The organism is Pseudarthrobacter sp. O4 (assembly GCF_050157025.1).
Classification (GTDB): Bacteria; Actinomycetota; Actinomycetes; order Actinomycetales; family Micrococcaceae; genus Arthrobacter.
The window spans coordinates 2,983,622-3,009,682 of sequence record NZ_CP189591.1 but is presented as its reverse complement, the minus strand read 5'-3'; the positions used below and the strand labels follow the sequence as shown (position 1 = coordinate 3,009,682).

General features: G+C 67.3%; 21 protein-coding genes, 1 tRNA gene, 1 other RNA gene and 3 pseudogenes. 16 read left to right on the top strand and 10 right to left on the bottom strand.

Going from position 1 to position 26,061, the window contains the following annotated elements:
* The first annotated feature begins 20 nt into the window (after nucleotides 1-20).
* Nucleotides 21-1,655 carry a stealth family protein gene (locus tag ACQCSU_RS14095; RefSeq protein WP_426975914.1) on the top strand — a complete coding sequence of 545 codons (1,635 nt, stop codon included), beginning with the start codon at nucleotides 21-23 and terminating at the stop codon, nucleotides 1,653-1,655.
* A gap of 7 nt (nucleotides 1,656-1,662) precedes the next feature.
* Here the strand turns inward: ACQCSU_RS14095 and ACQCSU_RS14090 are convergent, their stop codons facing one another.
* The 3 genes and pseudogenes from ACQCSU_RS14090 to ACQCSU_RS14080 form a co-directional block, all read right to left on the bottom strand.
* A complete protein-coding gene (locus tag ACQCSU_RS14090) occupies nucleotides 1,663-2,604 on the bottom strand; it encodes a phosphodiesterase (protein WP_426975913.1) in 942 nt (313 codons plus the stop codon).
* Nucleotides 2,605-2,862: 258 nt separating this feature from the next.
* Nucleotides 2,863-4,074: a formaldehyde dehydrogenase, glutathione-independent gene (gene fdhA, locus ACQCSU_RS14085; protein ID WP_426975912.1), complete on the bottom strand. Its 1,212-nt coding sequence runs from the start codon at nucleotides 4,072-4,074 to the stop codon at nucleotides 2,863-2,865.
* Nucleotides 4,075-4,331: 257 nt separating this feature from the next.
* Nucleotides 4,332-4,493 (bottom strand): annotated as a pseudogene (locus tag ACQCSU_RS14080) (glutathione peroxidase); the annotation flags it as partial.
* Nucleotides 4,494-4,585: 92 nt separating this feature from the next.
* On the opposite strand from ACQCSU_RS14080, the gene ACQCSU_RS14075 reads away from it, so the two are divergent.
* The gene (locus tag ACQCSU_RS14075) at nucleotides 4,586-5,122 is read left to right on the top strand and encodes a hypothetical protein (protein WP_426979930.1); all 537 of its coding nucleotides are present in this window, start codon (nucleotides 4,586-4,588) and stop codon (nucleotides 5,120-5,122) included.
* 215 nt (nucleotides 5,123-5,337) lie between these two features.
* Here the strand turns inward: ACQCSU_RS14075 and ACQCSU_RS14070 are convergent.
* Both ACQCSU_RS14070 and ACQCSU_RS14065 read right to left on the bottom strand, forming a co-directional pair.
* Nucleotides 5,338-5,643 (bottom strand): annotated as a pseudogene (locus ACQCSU_RS14070) (M23 family metallopeptidase); the annotation flags it as partial.
* Nucleotides 5,644-6,382: 739 nt separating this feature from the next.
* A complete protein-coding gene (locus ACQCSU_RS14065) occupies nucleotides 6,383-7,357 on the bottom strand; it encodes a M23 family metallopeptidase (RefSeq protein WP_426975911.1) in 975 nt (324 codons plus the stop codon).
* 576 nt (nucleotides 7,358-7,933) lie between these two features.
* Here ACQCSU_RS14065 and ACQCSU_RS14060 point away from each other — a divergent pair.
* Nucleotides 7,934-8,845 carry an oxygenase MpaB family protein gene (locus tag ACQCSU_RS14060; protein ID WP_426975910.1) on the top strand — a complete coding sequence of 304 codons (912 nt, stop codon included), beginning with the start codon at nucleotides 7,934-7,936 and terminating at the stop codon, nucleotides 8,843-8,845.
* Between the two features lie 103 nt (nucleotides 8,846-8,948).
* Here the strand turns inward: ACQCSU_RS14060 and ACQCSU_RS14055 are convergent.
* Nucleotides 8,949-9,033: transfer RNA gene (locus ACQCSU_RS14055), tRNA-Ser, on the bottom strand.
* A gap of 228 nt (nucleotides 9,034-9,261) precedes the next feature.
* Between ACQCSU_RS14055 and ffs the strand changes: the two genes are divergently transcribed.
* From ffs to ACQCSU_RS14025, 6 genes and pseudogenes are all read left to right on the top strand, one after another.
* Nucleotides 9,262-9,358: signal recognition particle sRNA small type (gene ffs / locus ACQCSU_RS14050), an RNA gene on the top strand.
* Entirely contained in the window at nucleotides 9,357-12,416 is a 3,060-nt protein-coding gene (locus ACQCSU_RS14045) for a DNA polymerase III subunit gamma and tau (RefSeq protein ID WP_426975909.1), read from the top strand. The genes ffs and ACQCSU_RS14045 overlap by 2 nt, the downstream gene beginning before the upstream one ends.
* Nucleotides 12,417-12,485: 69 nt before the next feature.
* Complete coding sequence (gene recR / locus ACQCSU_RS14040; protein ID WP_426975908.1) at nucleotides 12,486-13,085, top strand: recombination mediator RecR; 600 nt, start codon at nucleotides 12,486-12,488, stop codon at nucleotides 13,083-13,085.
* Between the two features lie 14 nt (nucleotides 13,086-13,099).
* Nucleotides 13,100-13,521 (top strand): annotated as a pseudogene (locus tag ACQCSU_RS14035) (GNAT family N-acetyltransferase); the annotation flags it as partial.
* 6 nt (nucleotides 13,522-13,527) lie between these two features.
* On the top strand, nucleotides 13,528-13,662 hold the full coding sequence (locus ACQCSU_RS14030; protein WP_426979929.1) for a hypothetical protein: 135 nt from the start codon (nucleotides 13,528-13,530) through the stop codon (nucleotides 13,660-13,662).
* Between the two features lie 280 nt (nucleotides 13,663-13,942).
* Nucleotides 13,943-15,301, top strand: coding sequence for an aspartate kinase (locus tag ACQCSU_RS14025; protein WP_426975907.1), 1,359 nt, complete (start codon nucleotides 13,943-13,945; stop codon nucleotides 15,299-15,301).
* 86 nt (nucleotides 15,302-15,387) lie between these two features.
* On the opposite strand, the gene ACQCSU_RS14020 is transcribed toward ACQCSU_RS14025, so the two are convergent.
* Complete coding sequence (locus tag ACQCSU_RS14020; protein WP_426975906.1) at nucleotides 15,388-15,615, bottom strand: hypothetical protein; 228 nt, start codon at nucleotides 15,613-15,615, stop codon at nucleotides 15,388-15,390.
* Between the two features lie 153 nt (nucleotides 15,616-15,768).
* Nucleotides 15,769-15,993: a hypothetical protein gene (locus ACQCSU_RS14015; RefSeq protein ID WP_426975905.1), complete on the bottom strand. Its 225-nt coding sequence runs from the start codon at nucleotides 15,991-15,993 to the stop codon at nucleotides 15,769-15,771.
* 81 nt (nucleotides 15,994-16,074) lie between these two features.
* Between ACQCSU_RS14015 and ACQCSU_RS14010 the strand changes: the two genes are divergently transcribed.
* Genes ACQCSU_RS14010 through ACQCSU_RS13995 form a run of 4 tightly spaced genes read left to right on the top strand, consistent with a single transcriptional unit; the run spans nucleotide 16,075 to nucleotide 18,516 of the window.
* Nucleotides 16,075-16,584, top strand: a complete 510-nt coding sequence (locus ACQCSU_RS14010; protein ID WP_426975904.1) for a MarR family winged helix-turn-helix transcriptional regulator — start codon at nucleotides 16,075-16,077, stop codon at nucleotides 16,582-16,584.
* A gap of 27 nt (nucleotides 16,585-16,611) precedes the next feature.
* Nucleotides 16,612-17,175 (top strand): SSI family serine proteinase inhibitor, encoded by a 564-nt coding sequence (locus ACQCSU_RS14005; protein ID WP_426975903.1) that lies wholly within the window; start codon nucleotides 16,612-16,614, stop codon nucleotides 17,173-17,175.
* Nucleotides 17,132-18,139 (top strand): 3-methyladenine DNA glycosylase, encoded by a 1,008-nt coding sequence (locus tag ACQCSU_RS14000; RefSeq protein ID WP_426975902.1) that lies wholly within the window; start codon nucleotides 17,132-17,134, stop codon nucleotides 18,137-18,139. The genes ACQCSU_RS14005 and ACQCSU_RS14000 overlap by 44 nt, the downstream gene beginning before the upstream one ends.
* Nucleotides 18,136-18,516, top strand: coding sequence for a serine protease inhibitor (locus ACQCSU_RS13995; RefSeq protein WP_426975901.1), 381 nt, complete (start codon nucleotides 18,136-18,138; stop codon nucleotides 18,514-18,516). The genes ACQCSU_RS14000 and ACQCSU_RS13995 overlap by 4 nt, the downstream gene beginning before the upstream one ends.
* Nucleotides 18,517-18,676: 160 nt before the next feature.
* Here the strand turns inward: ACQCSU_RS13995 and ACQCSU_RS13990 are convergent, their stop codons facing one another.
* The gene (locus ACQCSU_RS13990) at nucleotides 18,677-21,910 is read right to left on the bottom strand and encodes a S8 family serine peptidase (RefSeq protein WP_426975900.1); all 3,234 of its coding nucleotides are present in this window, start codon (nucleotides 21,908-21,910) and stop codon (nucleotides 18,677-18,679) included.
* Nucleotides 21,911-22,201: 291 nt separating this feature from the next.
* On the bottom strand, nucleotides 22,202-22,387 hold the full coding sequence (locus ACQCSU_RS13985; protein WP_426975899.1) for a hypothetical protein: 186 nt from the start codon (nucleotides 22,385-22,387) through the stop codon (nucleotides 22,202-22,204).
* A 238-nt stretch (nucleotides 22,388-22,625) separates the two neighbouring features.
* Between ACQCSU_RS13985 and purS the strand changes: the two genes are divergently transcribed.
* From purS to purL, 3 genes are read left to right on the top strand one after another with little or no spacing between them, the layout of a single operon-like run.
* Nucleotides 22,626-22,877, top strand: a complete 252-nt coding sequence (purS, locus tag ACQCSU_RS13980) for a phosphoribosylformylglycinamidine synthase subunit PurS (protein ID WP_011690410.1) — start codon at nucleotides 22,626-22,628, stop codon at nucleotides 22,875-22,877.
* Between the two features lies 1 nt (nucleotide 22,878).
* A complete protein-coding gene (gene purQ, locus ACQCSU_RS13975) occupies nucleotides 22,879-23,637 on the top strand; it encodes a phosphoribosylformylglycinamidine synthase subunit PurQ (RefSeq protein WP_426975898.1) in 759 nt (252 codons plus the stop codon).
* Nucleotides 23,634-26,030 carry a phosphoribosylformylglycinamidine synthase subunit PurL gene (purL, locus tag ACQCSU_RS13970; RefSeq protein ID WP_426975897.1) on the top strand — a complete coding sequence of 799 codons (2,397 nt, stop codon included), beginning with the start codon at nucleotides 23,634-23,636 and terminating at the stop codon, nucleotides 26,028-26,030. The genes purQ and purL overlap by 4 nt, the downstream gene beginning before the upstream one ends.
* Nucleotides 26,031-26,061: the final 31 nt, after the last annotated feature.

Genomic DNA, 26,061 nt, shown 5'->3' with positions numbered 1-26,061 from the left:
ATTTTGGGCCTCGCGTTATCATGCAAGTAGGTACACGTTCACGCACAGAAGCCCGGAGAAACGACATTACAGAAGCATTGGTCCAGGATGAGATCTACTACGGCAGCCAGGCCTCCGAGGACGCCCACGAAGAGGTCACCTCCGCCGCGGCCGTCGCCAGGTTCCGGCCCCGCCCTGACGTAGTACGCCGGCGGGGCCGGTATGCGCTGATCAACGAAAACCGCACGCCGTACCAGGCCATGGTCGAAGACCTGCTGTTTATCCGCTCTGTGCTTGCCGACGCCGGTCTGGACTACCTGCTGGTCCGCGGCAACAACCACCGGCCGGTCATCGCCGTGGACTGGAAGAACCGTAAGGAGCTCCGCGATGCGCTCGTGGAGGCCTGCCACGACGAGCCGTTCTACTCGATGAGCGTCGACGCGAAGAAGAAGTCGTCGGTGCTGGTGGCTGACGGCGAGCTGTCTCCCAACCGCCAGTCCCGGATCTTCCGGCTGTACCGCCCCCGCGTCGAGCCGGAGGGCGGCTTCGAGTTCGGCGCCTCGGCCGGCGTCCAGCTTGAGCTGTGGAGCTTCGAAGGGGACCAGCTGATCCTCCCGATCGAAAACTCGCTGACCCGCCGCACCATGCTGGCCCAGGACGCCGTCCGTGGCACGGTGGAGCGTTACGGGCACACCTGGCCCACCATCGAGAACATGTTCGCGGACCACGCAAGCGACATCAGCTTCGACATTGATCTGGTGTTCTCGTGGGTCGATGGAAGCTCCCCGGAGTACATCGCAGCCCGCCGGGCACGGATGGCGGGCGTCGTCGTGGGGGAAGGCGATGACCATGAGGCCCGCTTCCGCCAGATCGACGAGCTCAAGTACGCCCTGCGCTCGGTCTACATGTTCGCGCCGTGGATCCGCCGGATCTTCATCGCCACAGACTCCCCCACCCCGTCCTGGCTGGCCAACCACCCGAGTGTGACAATTGTCCGCAGCGAGGAGTTCTTTGCGGACCCGTCCGTGCTGCCCACCCACAATTCGCAGGCGGTGGAGTGCCAGCTCCACCACATCGAGGGACTCTCCGAGCACTTCCTGTACTCCAATGACGACATGTTCTTCGGGCGGGCCGTCGGACCGGACATGTTCTTCACCCCGGGCGGCATCACCAAGTTCATCGAGGCGGAAACCCGAATCGGGCTCGGCGACAACGACGCCGAGCGCAGCGGGTTCGAGAACGCCGCCCGGGTGAACCGCAAACTGCTCTGGGACCGGTTCGGCCGGATCACCACGAGGCACCTCGAGCACTCAGCCGCCCCGCTGCGGCGCAGCCTGGTTGCCCAGATGGAACAGGAATTCCCGGCGGAGTTTGCCAAGACCGCCGCCAGCACCTTCCGCGCGGCGGACAACATCTCCGTGACCAACTCGTTCTACCACTACTACGCGCTGCTCACCGGCCGCGCCGTCACCCAGACGGCGGCCAAGGTGCGGTACGTGGACACCACGGCGCGGGCCGGCCTCAACTACCTGCCCAAGCTGCTGTCCAAGCGGAACATGGATTTCTTCTGCCTGAACGACGGCAGCTTCCCCGAGGTGCCGGCCGAGGAGCGGGCCGCCCTCGTGACGGATTTCCTGGAGAAGTACTACCCGATCAAGGCTCCCTGGGAGAAGTAAAGGGGCACTAGTTCCGGGTGGTCAGCGTGCGGTGGCCCGGCATCCTGGCCGGATCTTCCAGCTTGGCCTGACGAGGAACGCGGATCCCGGCGGCCGAAATCCGCCGCTGGGCCTCTTCCGCGGAGACCAGCTCACCCACCGCAGCAGTCTCGCCCAGCAGGACCACGGAGTGCACGATCGTGTGCTCGTAGACATGGACCAGGTTGAACGCCTGGCCGCCGTCGCGCCCGCGGGTTCCGCCCACACCCACGTTCAGGTCCTGGGTGTAGCACGTCGCCGATGCCACGGACACGGGGATGCCAGCGAAGGTCGCCGTCGTCGAGTAGTGCAGGTGGCCGCCGAGGATGGTGCGCACATCAGAGTTGCGCAGCACTCCCGCGAGGGCCGCCTGCCCCCGAAGTTCGACCAGGATGGCGAGGTCCAGCACCGAGGGCACCGGAGGGTGGTGCAGGGCCAGGATGGTCCCGTCGGGGGCCGGTGTGGCCAGTTCCGCAGCTAGCCATTCCAGCTGCGCGGGACTGAGTTCGCCATGATGGAATCCCGGGACGGTCGTGTCCAGGGTGATGATCCTCAGCCCGTTGATGAAGTAGCTGCGGTCCACTGGCGAGTCATCGGCCGCCTGGTCCAGAAGTCCGGTGCGGAAGTTGGCACGGTTGTCGTGGTTTCCCATGGCCCAGATGACTTTGGCGCCCATGGCCTTGCAGGCGGGATCGACGATCGCGCGCAGCTTGGCATAGGCCTCCGGCTCGCCGCGGTCCGCGAGGTCGCCGGTGAAGACCACGGCTTCGGGTCGCGCGCCGGAAGCCCGGACTTCGTCGAAGAGCTGTTGGAGCAATGAGTCGCTGTCGACTACGCCGTGCAGGCGCTCCGTACCTCCCAGCAGGTGGGGGTCGCTCAGGTGGAGTAGGAAATGACGTGGCCGGGGGTGTTCGGCCTCGATGAGCTCCATTGCTACCTTCTTGGTTGGGTGGAAGCGGTGCCTCCAGTGTCCCTCTCAGTAAGGTCTATCCAACCAGACATTAGGCAAACAATGTGCAAACGTCGGCAGGCATGTTCGAAAAATGGGCGTTAAAGCTTATGCCGTCACCCATTTCCCTTCCGGAATATTCCCTGGACGGCCGGGGCAGCACAGCCCGGTGCGGGAGCGCACCACCCGGTCCCCGCGGAGAGCGGAAACCGGGCAGTGCCGCCGCCTTAACAGCGTGTTCTAGCTCAGGTAGCCGTTCGGATTCAGGACATACTTCGTGGCCGCGCCGGCGTCGAATTCGGCGTAGCCCTTCGGCGCATCCTCCAGAGTAATGGCCTTCGCGTTGACGTTCTTAGCGATGTGGACCCTGTCATGCAGGATCGCCATCATCAGCTGGCGGTTGTACTTCATCACGGGACACTGTCCGGTGGTGAAGCTCAGCGACTTGGCCCAGCCCGTGCCGAGGCTAAGGGAGAGCGAGCCCTTCTTGGCGGCCTCGTCCACGCCGCCCGGATCACCGGTGACGTAGAGCCCGGGGATGCCGAGCGCACCGCCGGCGGCCGTGATCTCCATGAGTGAGTTCAACACCGTGGCCGGTGCCTCCTGGGCTCCGGCACCGTGGCCTTTGGCTTCGAAACCGACCGCATCCACACCGCAATCGACTTCCGGAACGCCCAGCAGCTGTTCGATCTGCTCTGCCGGTCCGCCCTTGGTCAGGTCCACCGTTTCGCAGCCGAAACTGCGCGCCTGAGCCAGGCGGTCGGCGTTTAGATCCCCCACGATGACGACGGCGGCGCCCAGCAGCTGGGCGCTGGTGGCCGCAGCGAGCCCGACCGGACCGGCGCCGGCGATGTAGACGGTGGAACCGACACCGACTCCCGCCGAGACCGCGCCGTGGTAACCGGTCGGGAAGATGTCGGACAGCATGGTCAGATCCAACATTTTTTCGAGGGCCTGGTCCTTGTCCGGGAACTTCAGCAGGTTCCAGTCCGCGTATGGCACCAGGACGTAGTTGGCCTGGCCGCCCACCCAACCGCCCATGTCAACGTAGCCGTAGGCGCTGCCCGGGCGGTCGGGATTAACGTTGAGGCAGATGCCTGTCTTACGTTCCTTGCAGTTCCGGCAGCGGCCGCAGGCGATGTTGAAGGGGACGGAGCAGATGTCCCCCACCTTGATGAATTCGACGTCGGGGCCCACTTCGACGACCTCACCGGTTATCTCGTGGCCGAGCACGAGGTCCGGGGGGGCGGTAGTACGGCCCCGGACCATGTGCTGGTCGGAGCCGCAGATGTTGGTGGCGACGGTTTTAAGGATTACGCCGTGGCGCACCGAACGGCCCACGTTGGCGGGGTTGACCCCCGGGCCGTCTTTAAGTTCAAAAGTGGGGTAGTCAATGTCGATGAGTTCGACCTTGCCCGGTCCCTTGTAGGCAACGGCTTTGTTCCCTGTCATCACTTTCCTCCTGGTTTCACGGACCCCCAATAAGAGTGTCCAGTTGTGATTCACGAAGCGTGCTGATTCGCCATCCACCGGCAGATTTCGGCCACATTGCCGGCGGGCAGGCGTGGCCGCACCGCGGGTTTGTCCGGATATATTGGATGGTTCCGCCAGTCTAGGCGGTAAGCAAATTTAGGAACAGGGGCCGTTGTGCCCTGTCCTAACCGGGCGCCGAGCGGGCCCTCAAGCCTGATGCCCGGCCCGGTTTTCCGTCAAAGGGCGGCCTGGACCGCCTCAATGACCTCGGGCGAGTCCGGTTCCACGGTGGGCGCAAAGCGGGCCACCACCTCGCCGTCGCGGTTCACCAGGAACTTCTCGAAGTTCCACTTCACCAGCCCAGGAAGGACACTGTTCTTGAATTTGGTCAGTTCGGCGTTGCTGGCCCCGCCTTGACCGGCACGGCCCCGTTTTGGCTCCGTCGCGGGCCTAACGCTTCGGCGTACTGGTGGGAGCAGGCGCCGGGGGCGTGGTCGTCACTGCAGCGGATTTCTTCGGCTGCGTCACGCTGGTGGTGGGCGCGACGGGTGTCACCGGGGTGGGGGCGACGGGGGTACTGGGCGGCGCGGCAGCAGCTGCGCTGGACGCCGGGGCTGTTCTCCGAATCGGCGTGGTGGCCGGCGAGGGGGTGGGTGTCGGCGTCGGCGCGGTCGGCGGCGGCGTGGTCGTCGGCGCGGTCGGCGGCTGCGTCTTGAGCGGTGTGGTCGGCGTCGGTGTGGTCGGTGGCGCGGTCGGCGGCTGCGTCTTGAGCGGCGCGGTCGGCGGCTGCGTCTTGAGCGGCGCGGTCGGCGTCGTCGTGGGTGGCGCGGTCGTCGTGGGTGGCGCGGTCGTCGTGGGTGGCGCGGTCGTCGTGGGTGGCGCGGTCGTCGTGGGTGGCGCGGTCGTCGTGGGTGGCGCGGTCGTCGTGGGTGGCGCGGTCGTCGTGGGTGGCGCGGTCGTCGTGGGTGGCGGCGGTGGCGCGCTGGGCGTCGGCGTGGCGACAACAGCTGGAACCGGTTTTTCCTGAACGCCGCCCGTCACTTCGTGTGTCAGGTCCTCCCGGACCGGGATGGCCCAGCCAATGCTGGCGTTTGACGACCTGTTGGCTTCCGGCTGGTAGCTTGTCATCTCGATGGTGCCAAGGGGGTCCACTTGCGTGGTGGGGAGCAGTTTCCAGCCGTGCGGGTCCGTGTGGGAGCCGTTCAGAATGGTTTCAAAATGGAGATGACATCCCGTGGAGGATCCAGTGGTGCCGACCCGGGCAATGACCTCGCCGACACGCACCGAATCGCCCTTCTTAACGGCTATGGCCTCAAGGTGGTTGTAGGTGGTGATGAGCCCGTTGCCATGGTCGATCTCCACCCGGTTCCCGCCGCCCCAGGGGTGCCAGCCGACGGCCCGCACCACGCCGGCGTCGGCCGAATAGACCCGGGTGCCGCAGGCAGCGGCGTAGTCCTGGCCCCAGTGGAATTCGCCGGAGTGACCAGTCAGCGGGCTCGTGCGCAGACCGTAGGGGGAAGACTCACGAAGCGATTCCAGCGGCGCCATGAGCCAGCCCAGCGCCGGACGTTTCAGGCTGGCGGAGGCGACATTCAGCTCCCCGCCTCCGCCCTGCTCGGAGCTCGTCTCAACCGTGGAGCGGCTAAAGCCAACCAGCGCCGAGGGGTCCGCGGTGAAAGCGACGGGGGCCTCTGCTGCGTTGCTGGCGACGGCCGGGCCGGCCGGAATCGCGGCGCCCAGTGGCACGGGCGCAACGGCACCGGAAACGGCTGCCGTATTTGGCGCAAATTGCGTCACGCCGCCTGCCAACCCGTGAACCGCGAAGGTCAGGACCGCGAGGGACAAGCAGAAGCCGCCGGATAAACAGCGCACGGCAATGGTCCGTGCCCTGATCGGCTGCTCACTCGATGAGTTTCCCCGGTGTTTTCCCACGCTGCGACTCCTGCATCATGTCCGCCAGACCCCAATCTTCACGGACTCACCTCCCTATGTGACCACAGACGGGTAGGTCTGTGAACCGTAAAAACCACTCTCTAGGGGTGCTAATTCGGGTTCTTCGCGCGCCCCCAGTAGCGCCTCAGGGGCGACCCAGTAGCGTCTCAGGGGCGGCCCAGTAGCGCCCGCTGCAAAAGCAGGTGTTGGCCACCGCGGAGCCGGGTAGGAATGGGAGTAACCGCGAGGACCCATGCGTCCGGCCGCGACGATCAAGTTCCCTTCGTCGGATGGTTCACCGGCAGCCGCCAGCGCAGCGTCCGACTAGGTCCTCCAGCTGCATCTTGGCGAGGGCCTAGGGAGCTGGTTCCGGGGCTCGCGTCGGCGCGAAGTTCTGTGGCTGTTCCGCCGGGGGCTGCGGCACCACCGGCGGGGGTGGCGGCACCACCGGCGGCTGCTGCACCGGCGGGGGCGGCGGCACCACTACTACCGGCGGCGGCTGCGGCACCACCGGGGGCGGCGAAATTACCGGAGGCTCCACCACCGGCGGGGGCGGCGGCTCCACCACCGGCGGGGGCGGCGAAGTTACCGGAGGCTCCACCACCGGCGGGGGCGGCGGCTCCACCACCGGCGGGGGCGGCGAAGTTACCGGAGGCTCCACCACCGGCGGGGGCGGCGGCTCCACCACCACCGGCGGCGGCTGCGGCACCACCGGTGGTTCCACCACGGGCGGGGGCGGCGCCTTCCGAGGCGGTTCAGTAACGGGTGGCTCCGGCGGAGGCGGAACGACCTTTTCGGCGTTCCCGCCGGTGACGGCATGCGAGTTGTCTTGCCGCACGGGGATAGCCCAGGTCGGCGCCCCCTTGGGGGCGTTCGTGCCGGGGACGTAGCTGATCATCTCGATGTTCCCGAGTTCATCGCGCTGCTTGATGGGCTGGAGCGTCCACTGTAGCGGGTTGGTGTGGGCACCATTCCGGATGGTCTCGAAATGGAGGTGACAACCTGTGGATGAGCCGGTGGTGCCCACCTTTGCAATGACCTCGCCGACCTCGACGGACTCGCCCTTCTTTACCGCTATCGCCTGCAGGTGGTTGTACGTAGTAATCAGCCCGTTTTCGTGGTCGACTTCCACGCGGTTACCCCCGCCCCACGGATGCCACCCAACTGCCCGGACCACGCCGGCGTCGGCCGCGTACACCCGGGTGCCGCACGGTGCTGCGAAGTCCTGGCCCCAGTGGAACTCTCCCGCGGAACCGGAGAGGGGACTGATACGGAGCCCGAACGGCGACGTTGGGGTCAGCGTCTCGAGAGGCGCCGTGAGAGACCCCAAGGGCGGACGCCGCATTCCAAGGGACGCAACATTCATTTCGTGCTTGCCGTCTTTGGACGTCGTCCTGATGCCAGAGCGGCTGAAGGAAACCAGGGCATTCACGTCCCCGGTAAACATTCCAGGGGAGGACCGCGCGGGGCTGTCGGCATGAGGCATGGCAGACGCCGTGGCAGGATTTGCCGCCGCCCCTTGCGTCGGCAACCCGCCATTGAGCGGTGTGAGTTGCGGGCCGTGGAACCCAAACGCCAACACGGTCAGCACCGAAACCGCACACACCGCGAGTATCCATGCAAACTTTGACCACGGTCCGCCTGACCGCTTTTCGCGTCCGTTTCCCCCTGGTATTCCCACGATGCGACTCCCGCGATATGCCCGCCAGACCCCAATCTCGGCGGGCTCACGTTCCACGGGAACACAGCTGGCAAGCTCTGGGAATCCCTAAACCGCGCTCGTTGGGGGACTCCCGCGTGGCCGTCAAGGTGCCCGTTCGGGCATCTGTGGTGAGTGGTGGAAATCCGTGCACGGCCGGCGGCGGCGGCGGTCGGCTGTGCGACTTTATGTGCGCGAGAATTGACCATGCGCAATGTCCTCAGGGAGTGGCAGTCCGAGCTCAAGCAGACCTTCACCGGGACCCGGGAGGAGGTGCCGGACTGGGTGCCCCGGCTCGCGAACGGTGACGACGCCGGCTACCACCTGCCCGGCTCGGCTGTCTGGGCCGTGCACGGCGGCATGCCCACCATCGTGGCCGGCATACGGGCACTGCTGATGCAGGCACTCCACCCCGGCGCCCTGGCCGGGGTGCACGACCACTCCCGCTTCCGCGACGATCCCCTCGGACGGCTGGCCGGGACGATCCGCTGGATCTTCACGGTGTCCTACGGCTCGACGGACGCCGCACGCGGGGCATCGGACAGAGTGTTGCGGCTGCACGAATCTGTGCGAGGAAGCTACGTCGACGGCCACAGCGTCGCCCGGAGCTACGCCGCGAACGATCCCGAGCTGCTCCGCTGGGTCCACATTGCCTTTACCGACGCGTTCCTCGCCGCCCACCAGCTGTGGGGCAGTCCCATCCCGGGCGGACCGGACGCCTATGTCCGTGAGTGGGCCCAGGCCGGGCGGCTGATGGGCGTGGACGCGCCGCCGCTCAGCGAGGCGGAAATGCGCCGGCAGTTGGACCGCTGGTACGACGACGGCGAGCTCCGCTCCGATGAAAGGGTCGCCGAGGCGGTGGCGTTCATCCGCGATCCGCCCCTCCACCCTGCTCTCAGGCCGGGCTACCGGGTGCTGTTCGCTGCCGCCGTGACCAGCCTCGAACCTAAGTACCGGGAGCTGCTGGGCCTCCGGACCGCGCGGCTGGGTCCCATCCCGCTGCCGGTGGTGCTGGCCACACGAGTGACGCTCGCCGTCGTCCGTCTTGCGCTGGGCCGGGTGGGGCCGAGCGAGCAGGCTGCCCGGGACCGGCTGCGGAGGCTGGGCTACCGGATCTGAGCCGCGAAGCGGGGGATGGTCCCGGGACGGAACTCGCGCCAGGGCGGGTGCCGGCACGAAGAGTGCGCAAAAAGGCCCCGGTCCAAGGGACCGGGGCCAGCCGCGGAGAATGGGGGATTTGAACCCCCGAGGGCGTTAACCCAACACGCGTTCCAGGCGTGCGCCATAGGCCGCTAGGCGAATTCTCCAGTAGCTTCTGAATCAAAAGCAGATACTAGAATACCTGAACTTTCCGGCTTCGCCCAATTGACCCTGCCTGCCCTCCCGCCGCGGGACATGCCCCACCCTGCCCGCATGGGATGGACATGGCCCCAACATGCCCACCGCAGCCCACGAATAATGGGCATGTCCCCACCGGGATTGGCGGGGGAAACGGGGCCGATTCGAGGCACACTCAAACGTCGGGTAAACTTGCTGACGGCCCCTCATGTGGCGTCATCCTGTTGAACTCCCCCAGGACCGGAAGGTAGCAAGGGTAAATGGGCTCTGGCGGGTGCATGGGGGGTCTTTTATGTCTGTGCCGATTGGTAGGGTTAAATCTGTGACTGTTACTACCGCGCTTTACCGTAGATACCGCCCCGATTCGTTCGCAGACGTTATCGGGCAGGAACACGTCACCGAGCCGCTGATGACGGCGCTGCGTAAGAACCGCGTCAACCACGCCTACCTCTTTTCGGGCCCGCGCGGCTGTGGAAAAACCACCTCCGCCCGGATCCTGGCCCGCTGCCTGAACTGCGCCGAGGGCCCCACCGACACCCCCTGCGGCAAGTGCCCCAGCTGTGTCGAACTCGCCCGCGGCGGCTCCGGATCCCTGGACGTCATCGAGATCGACGCCGCCAGCCACGGAGGCGTAGACGACGCCCGGGACCTGCGCGAACGGGCCACCTACGCCCCGGTCCGCGACCGCTACAAGATCTTCATCATCGACGAAGCCCACATGGTCACATCCGCCGGCTTCAACGCCCTGCTCAAGATCGTCGAAGAGCCGCCGGAACACATCAAGTTCATCTTTGCCACCACGGAGCCGGACAAGGTCATCGGCACCATCCGCTCCCGCACGCACCACTACCCCTTCCGGCTCGTGCCGCCGGAGCCCCTCATGGCGTACCTGGAGCTGCTCTGCAGCCAGGAAAACGTCCCGGTGGCCCCCGGCGTGCTGTCCCTCGTCATCCGCGCCGGCGGCGGTTCGGTCCGCGACTCGCTCTCCGTGCTGGACCAGCTCATGGCAGGCGCCGGACCGACCGGACTCGACTACGAACTCGCCGTCGCACTCCTCGGCTACACCCACGCATCGCTGCTCGACGATGTGGTCGAGGCCGTGGCCGCTTCCGACGCCGCCACCGTCTTCCGCGCCGTGGACCGGGTGATCCAGACGGGCCATGATCCCCGCCGCTTCGTGGAGGATCTGCTCGAGCGCTTCCGCGACCTCATCATCGTCCAGGCCATGCCGGAAAGCGCCCAGTCCATCCTCCGCGGCATGCCGGCGGACCAGATCGCGCGCATGCAGAACCAGGCCCGCAACCTGGGCGCGGCCGAGCTCTCCCGCGCGGCCGACGTCACCAACACCGCGCTGACCGAGATGACCGGGGCCACCTCGCCGCGGCTGCACCTTGAACTTCTGTGTGCCCGGATCCTGCTGCCCTCCTCCGAGCAGAGCGAACGCGGCATCGCCGCCCGGATAGACCGGGTCGAGCGCCGCCTGAACTACGCCGGGAACGACGTCGGAGCTCCCGCCGCCGACGCCCCGGCACAGGCACCTACCGCTTCCGCGCCCGCCGCGGCTGCGCCTGCCCCCGTCCGGGAGGCCCCCGCTCCCGTGGCCGCTGTCACCGAGCCTGCCCCGGCCACGGCGCCGGTCCCGCAACCCGCAACAGCGGCTGCTCCGGCGCCCGTCGAGGCGTCCCGGGAACCGCTCACGGCGCCCCGAGTCAGCACCAGCGACTGGCCCGTCGACCAACCCGCCGCAGCCAACCGGGGCACCTCCGGCCAGGCTCCCGCAGCCCTGACTTCTGCACCGGCGCAGCCAGCGCCGTCCGGTCCTCCGCAATCCGCACCAGCCCATCAGAGCCCGGCCCCGGCCCCGCCTGCCCCGGTGTCCGGCCCCGCAGCGGTGCCGCCGGCTGCCGGAACCGGGGCCGACGTCGAGGTACTCCGCCGTGCCTGGCCGGAGATCCTGCAGACGCTGACCAAGATCAAACGCAGCACCTGGGCGCTGGTTGAACCCAATGCCCAGGTCGGCCACTTCGAAGGCCAGGTCCTGACGCTGGCGTTCACCACCTCCGGCCTGGCGGGCGCCTTCGGCCGGGCTGATCACGCCGACAACCTGCGCCAGGCGATCCACAAGACGATCGGGATTGACTGCCAGATCAACGCCGTCGCCGGTGGCAGCAACAGCTCAGCGAGCTCTGAGCCAAACCCAAAAGCACCCGCTGACCGGGAGATCCCGCCAACGTCCGCCGATGCGGCCTGGGGACTGACACCGGATACCGAGAAGTCCGCGCCGCAGTCGGACCCCGCGGAAGAGCCCACAACACCGCCCGCCGCGTCTCCCGCGGTTCAGGCGCCGGTTGCCCGCCGACCGGAGTCTGCGGCCGGCCCCGGACCGCAAGCATCGCCCGGAGCCACCGCCGCCCCGGCCTCTGCCCCGGCGCCCGCGGCGGCGGGTGAGCCCTCGGGCTCCCATGCCTACGCCGATGATGACTGGGGCCCGCCCCGGGACGAGGACGCTCCCCCGCTGGACGAGGAACCGCCCATGGATTGGGACCCCTCTGCCTCCACGGCATCCGGGACGGTGCGGTCATCGGTCGGCTCAGGACCGGCGCCAACGCGCAAGAAGGCCGCGGTTCAGGCAGGTGCCCGCACCGCCGCTCCCGCAGTTTCCGCCGGCACTCCGGTACACCCCGCACCGGAACCGGTTGATGACCCGTGGGCACGGGCCCTCGAGCAGTCACCGGGCATCTGGACTGTAGGCACGGATTCGAACGTGGGCCAGCACGGCCCGGCGACGGATGCGCTGCCGGCGGCGGAGGCGGCGGATCCGCTGCCGGCGGATGCGCCGGCTCCGCCCCACTACGCGCCCGCGGCAGCCCAGCTCCCACAGTATGTGGGGGCCATGTCCGCGACCGCCGCTGACAACTCTTCGGGCGGTTGGGGGGCGCCGGAGTTCGTGCCGGCCGCTGTCACCGCTCCCGCCGACAGCGCCGCCATCAGTGCCGCCGGCATTGCCCCGGTTGCTGCCCCGTCCTCCCCCCTGACCGCGCCGCCCTCGGCACCGATCACCAATCCCGCTCCCGCACCCGCGCCCGCCGCGCCTGCAGCTCAAGGCGCCGCCGGCAGGCAGAGCCTGTACCAGCGGCTGTCCAACAGCCCGGAGGCGGAGGCGGGGCGCGCCAAAGCTCCGACCCGTGCCGCAGCAGCCACCACCACCTATGTCCAGGACATCCCCAGCGCCGATGACGAGACCATCGAGGAATCGGGCGTCTTCGGCCGCGCCGCCGTCGAGCGTATTCTGGGCGGGAAGCTGGTGGAAGAGCGGTCCCAAGACGGCAGCCCGCTGCCGCCGCGCTTCTAGCAACCCCGCTTCTAGCCGCTGGCCCAGCCATCCGTCCGCCTGCCGCCACCCCAAACGAACGAGGACATTGTGTACGAAGGTGCAGTTCAAGAGCTGATCGACGAGCTCGGACGCCTTCCCGGAGTCGGGCCCAAGTCCGCCCAGCGGCTGGCCTTCCACATCCTCGAGGCCGACCCGCAGGACATGAAACGGCTCGTTGACGCCATCACGACGGTCAAGGAACGGGTCAAGTTCTGCACGGTTTGCGGCAATGTGACCGAGCAGGATCTGTGCAATATCTGCCGCGACCCGCGCCGGGACCCCTCGGTCATTTGCGTCGTCGAAGAATCCAAAGACGTCCTCGCGGTGGAGCGCACCCGCTCGTTCCGGGGCAGATACCACGTGCTGGGCGGCGCGATCAACCCGATCGCCGGCGTCGGCCCCGAACAGCTCCGGATCCGCGAGCTCCTCACCCGGCTCAACGACGGCGCCATCCAGGAAATCATCATCGCCACGGACCCCAACCTCGAGGGCGAGGCCACGGCGACTTACCTGGTGCGGATGCTCAAATCGATCGGCATCGCCGTCACCCGGCTGGCCTCCGGGCTGCCCGTCGGCGGGGACCTCGAATACGCGGACGAAGTCACCCTGGGCAGGGCCTTTGAAGGCCGCCGCAACGCGCTGAGCTGAACGGGGTCCGGCCCATGAGCAGACCGGTCCCGATCCGCACCGAACGACTGCTGCTGCGTCCGCTGACAATCGAGGATGCGGAGGCTGTCCTCCGGTTCCGCGGCCACCACGAGGCCACGCGGTATTTGTCCCACGAACCGCTGGGTCCCGAAGAGAACCGCGCCCGCCTCGAGAAGTTGGTGGCCGCCGCAGAGGCCTCCACCTCCCAATGGTTCCACCTCGGCTGGGCAGTCGAGCTCGAGGCCACCGGCCAGCTAATCGGCGACGGCCGGACCTGGAACACCGCCGAGCCGCCGGCACCGGGCAGAATCCCGGCCCGCTGCGCGAGCCTCGGGTACGTCCTCCACCCCGACCACCACGGACATGGCCTGGGTCGGAGGCTGCGGAAGCCCTGGTCGGCTGGTTGTTCCAGGAACGCGGAACACAAACGGTGTTCGCCGGCGTGTATGAACCCAACGTCCCCTCCAGACGACTCCTGGAGAGCCTCGGATTCCGGCAGGACCACTACTTCGCTGCCGCGCAGGACACCACGGGCAAGATGCTGCCGTCCTGGCGGTACAGGCTGGACCGGTCCTAGTCCCTCCGAGAAGCTCGTCCGGCCCGGCACCCGGCGCGCTCCGCCGTCGTGCAGCAAACCGCTCCGTGGACATGCCCAGCCCCGGCGCCCTGGGATGGACATAATGCCAACATGCCCATTCCTGACCCGCAGCGGAGGGCATGTCCGGACGGGCGGGTGTGGAATGCGGTCACAATTCAACGCCGGAGGCCTGCCGGCGATAAACTTGGCGTAGAAGTTATCCGGTCGCGCCATTTGGTTGCCTGGCCCAGAACCCCGATGATCCAGTGAGGGTGCGCGCATGAGTTTGCCCACTACCGAAGTCCAGCCCGGACCCCAGCCCCAGGAGCTGCCCGTCTCGGCCGCCGTCACCAAGCACCTTGTGGTGAAGAAATTCGGCGGTTCCTCGGTGGCGGACGCGGCGGGCATTCAGCGCGTGGCCAGACGGGTCGTGGATGCCCACCACGCCGGCGACGAAGTGGTTGTGGTCGTCTCCGCCATGGGTGACACCACCGATGAGCTCCTCGACCTCGCCGCCCAGGTCACCGACTCCGCCCCCGCCCGGGAAATGGACATGCTCCTCTCCGCCGGCGAACGCATCTCGATGGCCCTCCTGGCGATGGCGATCAACAAGTTCGGCGCCTCCGCCCAGTCCTTCACCGGCTCGCAGGCCGGCATGATCACCGACGGCATCCACGGCAAGGCCCGGATCATCGACGTCGACCCGCACCGCATCCGCACTGCCCTGGACAAGGGACACATCGCGATCGTGGCCGGTTTCCAGGGCATGAGCCGCACCACCAACGAGATCACGACGCTGGGCCGCGGCGGTTCGGACACGACGGCGGTGGCGCTCGCCGCCGCGCTCGACGCCGACGTCTGCGAGATCTTCACGGATGTGGACGGCATCTACACCGCCGACCCGCGCGTGGTTCCGTCAGCCCGCAAGATCGACAGGATCTCCAGCGAGGAAATGCTGGAACTGGCCGCCTCCGGAGCCAAGATCCTGCACCTGCGCTGCGTCGAATACGCCCGCCGCTTCGGTGTGCCGCTGCACGTCCGTTCCTCATTCAGCCAGAACGAAGGCACCTGGGTCCTGCCCGGCGCCGACGACAAGATCACGACCCAAAAGGGAGTTGCCTTGGAGCAGCCAATCATCTCCGGTGTTGCACACGACCGTTCCGAAGCGAAGGTCACGGTCGTCGGAGTTCCGGATATTCCCGGCAAGGCCGCGGCGATCTTCCAGGTCATCGCCGATGCGCATTCGAACATCGACATGATCGTCCAGAACGTCTCAACCCACGGCACCGGCCGGACGGACATCTCCTTCACCTTGCCGATCGTCGAGGGCGCCGACGCCCTGGCCGCCCTCCGCGCCGCCCAGGCCGAGATCGGCTTCGAGAGCATCGAGTACAACGAGAAGATCGGCAAGCTGTCCCTGATCGGCGCCGGCATGCGCTCACACCCGGGCGTTTCGGCGCGCTTCTTCGCGGCGCTCTCGGCAGCAGGGATCAACATCAACATGATCTCCACCTCGGAGATCCGTATCTCCGTTGTCACGCACGCGGACCTGCTGGACGACGCGGTGCGCGCCATCCACAAGGCTTTCGACCTGGACAGCGAGGACGAGGCGACAGTGTACGGCGGCACCGGCCGCTAGGCCGCGCCCGCATACGATCGAACGGACAGACAAAAGGGGAGCGGCACCTGCCGCTCCCCTTTTACGCCGCATGGCCGGGGCGCTTCTCAGACTTGTTCTTTCGGGAGGTCTTCCCGACGGACCGCATATCGATGCCCGTGCGCATCGGTCTCCACTTCAAACCCGGCCAGGTCCACTTCGGAGGCCTGCTCGAAGTCGTCGTGCGTGTGCACGATCGGTGCGGAGTAATCACCCCGCGAGGCAGGGCCGAAAAGGAAGCGAGCCCACGACGACGGATGCAGGTGCTGTCTTATTACAGCCAGTGCAATTGCCACAATTCCACCCCCTCTCCAGCGTTGGGTCACGCGGAACGGCTGTGGCTCACAGCTGGTGCCGGTGCCAGTGCCCTTATTTTACGCCCGGCGGCGGGGAAAGGCATGGCGAGCGGCGGCCCCAAACTGGCACGGAAGCGCGCGGTCTGGAACTGCCTACCGCAGTGACTGGTCGTCAGGGTTCCGCGGGACGACGTAGGTGCTGCCGTCCGGCCGGTGGACGGTCTCCCATTGCTGGGTCTCGGCCTCGCGCTGTGCCAGCAGCTGCCGGTTCTGCTCCGTCATCTCGTGCGCGAGGGAACTCCGGTTGGCGGGGCCGAAGACCGCCCGGAGCTTGCCGGTTGCACGCATGAACCTCTGGGCCGGGTTTTCCTTGGCCATTATTATCCACTCCTCAGAACGAAATACTCCCACAAGTGTACGCTAATCATTAGGCCACTAACTATTACAGGAGGCGCCCCCATGACAGATGTGACCGAGGAGTCCCGGGAGAACCCGGGCGCGGACGCCGCTGATGCAGCACACGATGACCTCCTGCTCGAACAGCAACTCTGCTTCGCCCTGACCGTTGCCTCGCGCAGCGTGGTGGGCGCGTACAAGCCCGTGCTGGACAAGCTCGGGCTGACGCACCCGCAGTACCTCGTCATGCTGAGCCTGTGGGAGTCCAACCCCCGCTCCGTCCGGGACATCAGCGATGCGCTGGCCCAGGAGCCTGCTACCATTTCGCCTCTGCTCCGCCGCCTCGAAACTGCGGGTTTCATCACGCGGCAGCGCATGGCAGGGAATGAACGCACCCTCGCGGTGGGGCTGACCGCGCGCGGCGCGGCCCTGCGCCAGCAGGCCACCGAGGTCCCGGTCGCGATGATGGCCCGGCTTGGCCTGACCCGGGAGCAGGTGGGGCAACTCCACGCCTCCATGATGGACCTGATTGCCGCCACCCGGGCCGCTGCCGAGGACACGCCCCGGCGGTAGACTGTGCGTAACAGAGGAGGACTGCTGATGTACAAGCAAGTGAGCCGCGCGGCGCTCGTCCTGATGGCGGTGGCAGGATTGGCCGCCTGCAATCCCGGTGGCGGGACCACCCCATCTCCCTCAGCCAGCACCGCGGCCCCCACAAGCACAGGCGCCAGCCCCTCCTCCGGCACCCCCTCACCTGACACCGAGACGACTTCGCCGGCTCCCTCGCCGTCCGCCGCACCGGTGACTTCCGGCCCGGGGGAGGGCAACGCCGAACTCGCCATCATGGTCAAACCTTCCGAAACCGGAACACCTGCCAACTTCACGCTCGTGTGCCGGGACGGGGTCCCTACGGCCGAAAGTCAGCACCCCAGTGCCGCCCCGGCCTGCGTGGCGCTGAAGAACAACGCTGCGATTCTCAGCCTGGCACCTAAGGCCACGGACCAGGCCTGCACGCAGCAGTACGGCGGCCCGCAGAAGGCCACTGTCACCGGCGTCGTAGACGGCAGGCCCGTTGAAGCGAGCTTCAGCCTGGTCGACGGCTGCGAGATTAACGCCTGGAATGCCGCCAAGGACGTCCTTGGCTCGGCCGCAGGGGCTGTCTAAGCTGCTGCACCTCCCGCGGGAAGACTGGCTGCCGCGCCAGGCCGCTTACCAACAACGTGTCCGGCGCTACTCCGACCCATATCTGGCCCGGCGGTCGGCCGGCCGGAAGCACCCGGTGGAAGACTTCCTCTTCACCTACTACACCCAGAAACCCGGCCAGCTGCTGCGCTGGCACCCCGGCACCGGCGTCGTGCTCTCCGGCCCTGAGGCGTCGGAACGGACCGGCTGGAAGTACTACCGCGCTGCCGACGACGGCGAACTCGCCGCCGCCGGGCTGCCGGCCGGCATCCCCGCGGTCACGGCCGACGTCGGATCCTTCCTCCGGGACCGCCGCGACGCGCTGGAGTTCGCGCGCATCATCCTGGCCGGGACGGCGGCGAGGCCCGCGCAGTTCGGCTGTTTCGGGCTGCACGAATGGGCCATGGTCTACCGGCAGGACAAGTTCGAGCTGCGCCATGAGTACCTCCGGCTGCGGCTCGGCCCGGAGCGCACGGACCAGGTGGTGGAGGAGAACCGGATCCGCTGCAGCCACTTCGACGCCTTCCGCTTCTACACCCCGGACGCCGTGCCGTTGAACAATCTCGAGCCGAGCCGCGAGAATCAGCGGACCATGGAGCAACCGGGCTGTCTCCACGCCAACATGGATCTTTATAAGTGGGCCTACAAGCTCGCGCCCCTGCTGACCAGCGAACTGGTGATGGACTGCTTCGAACTGTCCTGGCGGATCCGGGCGATGGACATGCAGGCGTCCCCGTACGATCTGGACGAGTGGGGCTATCCGCCCATCAGGATCGAAACCCCCGAGGGCAAGGCCGAGTACGTGGAACTCCAGCGGTCCTTCGCCGCCGAGTCGCAGGAGCTGCGGCAGCGGCTGCTGCAGGAGCTCACACAGCCGCTTCAGGCGCTTCTCGCCCTTCCCGCGCCGCACGCGCTGGCCGCTATCAGCCTGGAAGGACCGCAATGACCGACGCCCAGGACGTGCCCGGCCGGCACGACGTCGACCTCACCATCCGTCTGACGGAGTCGCCGGGAGCCCCGGCGTACACCTTCCGGCTGGAGGCCCGCGACGGCGCCATCGGCGCCGGGTCCACCCTGCCGGATCCGGCCGCCGCCCTCGAGGCCGTGCAGCGGTTCGGGGAGGACATCTTCTTCCCCAAGCCCGGCCCGCCGAAGCTGTGCACGCAGCAGTACGGTGGCCCGCAGGTGGCCGTGGTGACGGGCCGGTTCCTGGGCCGCGAGGTGCTCAGTGAGTTCCGCCGCACCGACGGCTGCGAGATCGCCCGCTGGCGCGCCATGGCACCGCTGCTTGGCGGAGTCGCCGGCGGCACCGGCGCAATCTAGGCGCAACCTAGGCCAGCCGCCCGTTCCGGGAGGAAACTGAAACGGCAATGGCCGGCGGTGGAACCGCCGGCCATTGCCGTGACTAGGGTGCTGTCTTCAGCCTAGTTCCTGAGGGGCGCTTCGCTCCGCCGTGGGGACTGAAAATCACCTTATTTTCGCGTCAGATGGCGTTGTTCGGAGCGTGGTCGAGATCCTCGTTCTGGATCTTCCCCTTCTCCTTCTTCACCTTCTTGCCCTTGTCCTTCTTGTCGTGGCTTCCGCCGTCCCCGCTGTCACCCGGACCGTCATTGCTGTCCTGGTCCTCGGAGGTCGGCGGGACCACCACCGTGCCGGCCGGGGTCACCAGCACGCTGACGAACGTAGGATCACTTGCTCCGGCGAACGTCACGCGGCCGATGTAGGAACCGGGTTCCAGACCCTTCCAGTTGAGCGTGACTGCGCCGGTCTTGCCGTTGGCCAGCCGCAGCGGGGCCGGCGTCAAGGTCGCGTTGCCCACATTCGGAACGAGCACGGACGCATCGACGCTTCCCTTAGTGGTCTTGCCGTCCTGGCTGGCGTACAGGTTCGCGTAGATCCTGTAGGTGCCCTCTGCCGGATACGGGATGGAGACAGACTCGCTGGCAGACGACGTTGCGACGGTCAGCGGGCCGTCCGGGGTCAACACGTACATGTCGAAGTCGGCGTTCGGGTCCGCGGAGTAGACCGAGAACTTGGCCAGCGGACTGCCGGCCGGAACCTCCACGTCCTTGACGAAGTTCGAGTCGTCCGTGCCACCAGTGAACGGTCCCGGTACCAGCTCCACCGGGGTGGAATCCGCCTTGGACAGGCCGTCGAGGGTCATGTCGATGGGACCGTTGGTGCCGGAGACGACGTTGATGGCGGCGGAACCGGTGCCGCCCCCGGAGGTGAAGGCTACATCCGGGGCCGCCACGACCGACTGCGGGCGGACCGCGATCGGGGACGCCACGTTCTTGTCGGCACCCTGCCAAGTCAGCGAACCCATGGCGAACTTGCCGAGAGGCGCTCCCTGGTTCTCGAAGGAGACCTTGAAGGTCCTCTTCTCGCCGGCTGCACTGAAGTTCAGCACGCTCGGGCTCACGTTGACCTTCACGCCCGGAACATCGGCCTTGACGCGGTAGAGACCCGGCGTCAGGGCGGTCACCGTGCGGGTGACCTCGATCTTGCCCGTCAGGTTGCCCAGCGAGAAGGACGGAACGTTCATGTCGCGCGCCTTGGTGGTACCCAGTCCCGGGATGCCCAGGTCGATTCCGGTGCCCTGGATGAAGGCAAGGTAATCATCGGTGGCGGCGTCGTAGACCAGGCCCGGATCCAGCACGCGTGCCGGGTCCACCTGACCCGCACCGGTGGCGTGGACATCCGTATCCTTGGCACCGTTGGCGAGTTTGACGTCGCTGGCGGTTGTCATCATGGCGGACTTGACGACGGCGGGCGACCACATCGGGTTCTTGCCCAGGATCAGGGCGCCGAAACCGGCGACGTGGGGCGAGGCCATGGAGGTTCCGGACATGAAGCCGTAGTTGTCCCCGCCCGTGCCGATCGGCGACACGCCGGCCAGTACCGCGACGCCCGGGGCTGCGACGTCGGGCTTGAGCAGGTCGGATCCGGTGGCGAGGAGCGGTCCGCGGGAGGAGAAGCCGGCGATCTGCGGCTGCGCCTCGAGCGCCAGGCCCGTGGTGTCCTTGTTGACGAGGGACACAGTGAGGGCGGAGTTGGCGGTCACCTTGGCCTTGATGATCCCGGTGGCCGGCGGGTTCACGTGGACGGTCGGGACGGCGTGCTTGTCCGTGTCCAGCGAGGAGTTGCTCAGGTTCACCAGGATCATGCCGATGCCGCCACCGCGGGCCACCTCGGCGCTCTTGGCCACCCGGTCAAAGACACCGCGGTCACAGACCACTACCTTGCCGGCCACCTTGGCGGGATCCAGGCTGTCCGGGCCGCACAGCGCAGCGTCCTTGTTCCCGGCGGCGGCCGCGTTGGCGGACAACACGACGCCGGCATTGGCCACCTGGCGGTTCATGATGCTCGCACCCCGAAACTTGCTGCCGTCGGAGAACTCGACTGTCCCCTGCAGCTCCTGGGAGAAGCTGCTGGCGGCTACCGTCGTGAGCCAGGGGGCGCCGTGGTTGACGGTGCTGGCGGTCGGACCCGAGTTGCCGGCCGAAGCTGCGATGAAGATGCCGGCCGAGGCGGCCGACAGGAAAGCCATGGAAACCGGATCCGTGGTGGTCGTGGTGGAGCCCGAGATCGAGTAGTTCAGGACGTCGACACCGTCAAGAATTGCCTGCTCCACTGCCGCGACAGACGAGGAGCTGTAGCAGCCACCGGAGTCAGGGTTGGTGTCTTCCCAACAGACCTTGTAGATGGCGAGCTTCGCGGCCGGCGCAACGCCGCTCGTCATGCCGAAGCTGCGGCCGTCAACAAACGTCTCAACGTTGGCGTTGCCGGCCGCGGTGCTGGCCGTGTGCGTGCCGTGGCTGGCGACGTCGACCGGGGACAACCGTTCTTCGGGTGCACGGCCTTGCGCGGGGACATACTTCACGAAGTCATCGGCGAAGTAGTGGGCGCTGAGGACCTTGGAGTTGCAGGCAGAACCGTCGAAGTCCGCACCCGTTTCCACGCCTTTCTGGCACTCCCCGGTGAAGGTGTCGCCGTCGGACTTGAGCATGGCGATCTTGCCGTCGTCGGTCCGGTAGGGCACGCCGACGACGGGGTCGCCGACGAGAGGCTTGACCTGCTCGCCGGCGAAGAACGGGCTGGACGGGGTGTAGCCGGTGTCGATGACTCCGACGACGACGCCCTTGCCGGCGGCATCCTGGCCGCCGAACGTGGCGTTCCAGGTGCCATTGGCTCCGCTGAGCTTCAGGAAGTCGGTGCTGGAGTAGTCCGGCGCGTTTTCAGTGTCAGGGGCAACCACCAGGACGCCAGGGTCCTTCGCCAGCTTGACGGCCTGGCCCGCGGTCAGCGTGGCGCTGAAACCGTTGACTGCAGCGGTGAACTGGCGCTGGATCTGGACATTCTGCTGCCCGGCGACCTCGGCCTGCTTCTTTTCGAGGTGCGCCTTGTACTTCTTGACCTCAGAATTGTTGGCGTCGAGCTTCTTGCCGGATTTCGGCTTTGTGGCCGGCAGTCCCGCCGTTCCGCCGTCGTACGTGGCTGCCGGCTTCTCGGCCAGGACGACGATGTAACGCCCGTCCAGGTAGTTGCTTGGATCCAGATTCTTCTGTGCGACCCCGGCAACGGATGCCCCTTGTGAGGGAGCCGCGGTGGCGGGTGCGATGGCGACCGTTGACAGAAGAACCGGCAAGCCCAGGGTCAGTGCCGCGGCCCTCCGGAGTCCCCCGCTTCGAAGGAAGCTCTTTCCTGGTGCTTTCACGAGTGATTGGAACCTTTCGTAAGGAACGGTCCCGGCGTCCGTGCCGGGGGTGCAGACTGGCGGGGCTGCAGGAGCAGACGTTTCCGCAGCCCCGGCGGATACCAGCCGAGTCATACAGTACAGACTGAGAGCGAGATATGACATAGCCCACAAGGGGAATCAAAATTTGTCACGCGACTCGACAAGTGGCCGGCGCGGCGGGCACGGCAAAGCCAGGGCCGGCACGGCCGGCCCTGGCTTTGAAGCGGTTACCGGTGGCGGTTGCCGGGGGCCGCTGTCAGCTCCCCCGCCCTATTGCCGCGGCGTCCTGACGACTTCGCTGATCCAGGCGCGTGTCTTTTCGTCGAGGGGTCCGGCCACCTTGCTTGCCCTGGCCGCGCGGTCCGCCTTGATCTTCTGCAGGACCATCCGGCCCAGCCCCGCGAACACAGCGGCAGCGACTACGGGCAAGAGCACGGATTTTGATTTCTCAGACATGGGCACATCCTACTGACGGGCCTCGAAGTAGACCATAGCTGCCGCTCCGGGACCGGCCCGTTCGCCGGTCCCGGTCACAGTCAGGGCCTGAATGCGTCTGCACGCACCGCGGCCGGTAGAATGGGCATGCAAGCTCGCGGAGCGCCCTTTCACGTTGCCCTCACCACACAGCGGATCGGCGTGAGACGGCACCACTCCGCTGCGCCCTTACCCAATGCTCACGCACAGGAGTTGCCGGATGCCCCGGATCGTTGTCGACGTCATGCCCAAACCCGAGATTCTGGACCCGCAGGGGAAGGCCATCGTGGGTGCACTCCCCCGGCTGGGCTTCACCGCCTTCAGCTCTGTCCGCCAGGGCAAGCGCTTTGAACTCACGGTCGACGGCGAGGTGACCGAGGAAATCCTGGCCCAGGCCCGGAACGCCGCGGAGACGCTGCTGTCCAACCCCGTCATCGAGGATGTCGTCAACGTCGAGGTCGTCGAGGCCTGAGATGACTGAACTCCCCCTGATCGGCGAGGCAATCGCCGTTGCGGCAGAACCCAGGCTCGCCGGTGCGAAAATCGGCGTCGTCACCTTCCCCGGAACCCTCGATGACCGCGACGCCGCCCGCGCGGTCCGTCTGGCTGGCGCCACCCCGATTGCCCTCTGGCACGCCGACACCGCTCTGGGCGACGTCGACGCCGTCGTGATTCCCGGCGGTTTCTCTTACGGCGATTACCTCCGCGCCGGCGCAATCGCCCGCTTCGCGCCGCTGATGTCCAAGATCATCGACGCCGCCAACTCCGATGCCAAGCTGCCGGTGCTGGGCATCTGCAACGGCTTCCAGATCCTGACCGAGTCGCACCTGCTGCCCGGCTCAATGATCAAGAACGACCACCTGAAGTTCATGTGCCGCGACCAGGTACTGCGGGTGGAGAACAACACCACGGCGTGGACGGGCGACTACGCCGCCGGCCAGGAAATCACCGTGCCGCTGAAGAACCAGGACGGCCAGTACATCGCCGACGAAAAGACCCTGGACGCCCTCGAGGCGGAAGGCCGCGTCGTATTCCGCTACGTCGGCTTCAACCCGAACGGCTCGCGCCGCGACATCGCCGGCATCTCCAACGCCGCCGGCAACGTCGTGGGCCTCATGCCGCACCCGGAGCACGCGGTGGAAACCGGGTACGGACCGGAGATCGGGTCAAGCACCGAGGGCCTCGGCTTCTTCACCTCAGTCCTGAACAAGATCGTGGGAGATAACAAATGACGGAGACGTCGCGCCCCATCGGCACCCTAACCTCGCAAGCTCGGCCAGGGAACCCTGCCGACGTGGACCCCGGCCGGACGGCCGGAAACGCCACCGAGACCAAGAAGTTCAACATCGACACCGTCGAGAACGCGGCCAAGACGCCGGACACTGAACTTCCCTGGGCCGAGCTGGGCCTGAAGCAGAACGAGTTCGACGAGGTCGTGAAGGTCCTGGGCCGCCGCCCGACCGGCGCCGAGCTCGCCATGTACTCCGTGATGTGGAGCGAGCACTGCTCCTACAAGTCCTCGAAGAACCACCTGCGCCAGTTTGGCGAAAAGGTGACCGACGAGATGAAGAAAGACATGCTGGTGGGGATCGGCGAAAATGCCGGTGTCACCAATCTGGGCGACGGCTGGGCCGTGACGTTCAAGATCGAGTCGCACAATTCGCCGTCGTTCGTGGAGCCCTACCAGGGCGCCGCAACCGGCATCGGCGGGATTGTCCGCGACATCATCTCCATGGGCGCCCGCCCGGTAGCGGTGATGGATCCGCTGCGCTTCGGCGCCATTGACCACCCCGACACGGCCCGCGTCATGCACGGCGCCGTGGCCGGGATCGGCGGCTACGGCAACTCGCTGGGCCTGCCCAACATCGGCGGCGAAATGGTCTTCGACTCCGTGTACCAGGGCAACCCGCTGGTCAACGCTCTCGCCGTCGGCGTGATGCGCCACGAGGACATCCGCCTCGCCAACGCCTCGGGCAAGGGCAACAAGGTGGTGCTGTTCGGTGCCCGCACCGGCGGCGACGGCATCGGCGGCGCCTCCGTGCTGGCCTCGGAGTCGTTCGATGACACCAAGCCGTCCAAGCGCCCCGCCGTCCAGGTGGGCGACCCCTTCGCCGAGAAGGTCCTGATCGAGTGCTGCCTGGAGCTGTTCAAGGGTTCCCTGGTTGAGGGTATCCAGGACCTGGGCGCCGCCGGCATTTCCTGCGCCACGTCCGAGCTCGCCTCCAACGGCGACGGCGGCATGGAGGTCGAACTGACCTCCGTCCTGCTGCGCGACCCCACCCTGACCCCGGGCGAAATCCTGATGTCCGAGTCGCAGGAACGCATGATGGCCGTGGTCACCCCCGGGAACATCGCCGCGTTTGAAGCGGTCATGGACAAGTGGGCGGTGGAGTACTCCTGGCTGGGCGAGGTGACCGATACCGGCCGCCTCATCATCACGTGGGAAGGCGAAGTGATCGTCGACGTCGACCCGCGCACCGTGGCCCACGACGGTCCGGTCTACGACCGCCCGTATGCCCGCCCCGAGTGGCAGGACGCCGTCCAGGCCGACTCGTTCACCGGGTCCGTGCAGGACACCGGCCGCCCCTCCGCCCCCGCGGAACTGGCCGCCGCCATGACCGAACTCGTTGCTTCGCCGAACATGTGCAGCAAGTCCTGGATCACCAAGCAGTACGACCGCTACGTCGGCGGCAACACCGCCATGGCGTTCCCTGATGACGCAGGCGTGGTCCGGGTGGACGAGGAGACCGGCTTGGGCGTGGCCCTGGCCACCGACGCCAACGGCCGCTACACCTACCTCGATCCATACCACGGCGCACAGCTGGCCCTGGCCGAGGCGTACCGGAACGTCGCCACCTCCGGCGCGGTTCCGATGGCCGTCAGCGACTGCCTGAACTTCGGCTCCCCCGAGGACCCCGACGTCATGTGGCAGCTGGCCGAGGCGATTCGAGGCCTCTCCGACGCCTGCATGGTGCTGGGCATCCCGGTCACCGGCGGCAACGTCTCGCTGTACAACCAGACCGGCACCACGCCCATTCACCCGTCCCCCGTGGTGGCCGTGCTGGGCAAGTTCGACGACGTCGCCCGCCGCACGCGGTCAGGCTGGCGCGAGGACGGCCAGGCCATCTACCTGCTGGGCACGACGGCGGCAGAGCTGGACGGTTCGGAATGGTCCAACATGCGCGGCCACCTCGGTGGGCTGCCGCCCAAGGTGGACCTCGCCGCCGAACGCGCACTGGGTGAAATCCTGATCAATGCCTCCCGCGACGGCATGGTGGACTCGGCGCACGACCTCTCCGAAGGCGGCCTCGCGGCAGCCCTGGTGGAGTCCTCACTGCGCTACGGCGTGGGTGCCCGGATCGCGCTGCAGGATGTCCTGGACCGCGACGGCGTGGACCTGTTCACGGCACTGTTCTCCGAAACCCAGGGCCGCGCCATCGTGGCGGTCCCGCGCTCGGAGGAGATCCGGTTCAAGGACATGTGCACCGCCCGCGGCTTCGCGCACGTCCGGGTCGGCGTCGTCGACGCTGAAAGCGGCAAGCTGGAGATCAACGGCGTCGAGACAATGTCCCTCGAGGCGCTCCGCGAAGCCCACGAGGCGACCCTGCCGAAGTACTTCGGTTAACCCCTCGGTGAGCCCCTCCCGCTGACAGCAA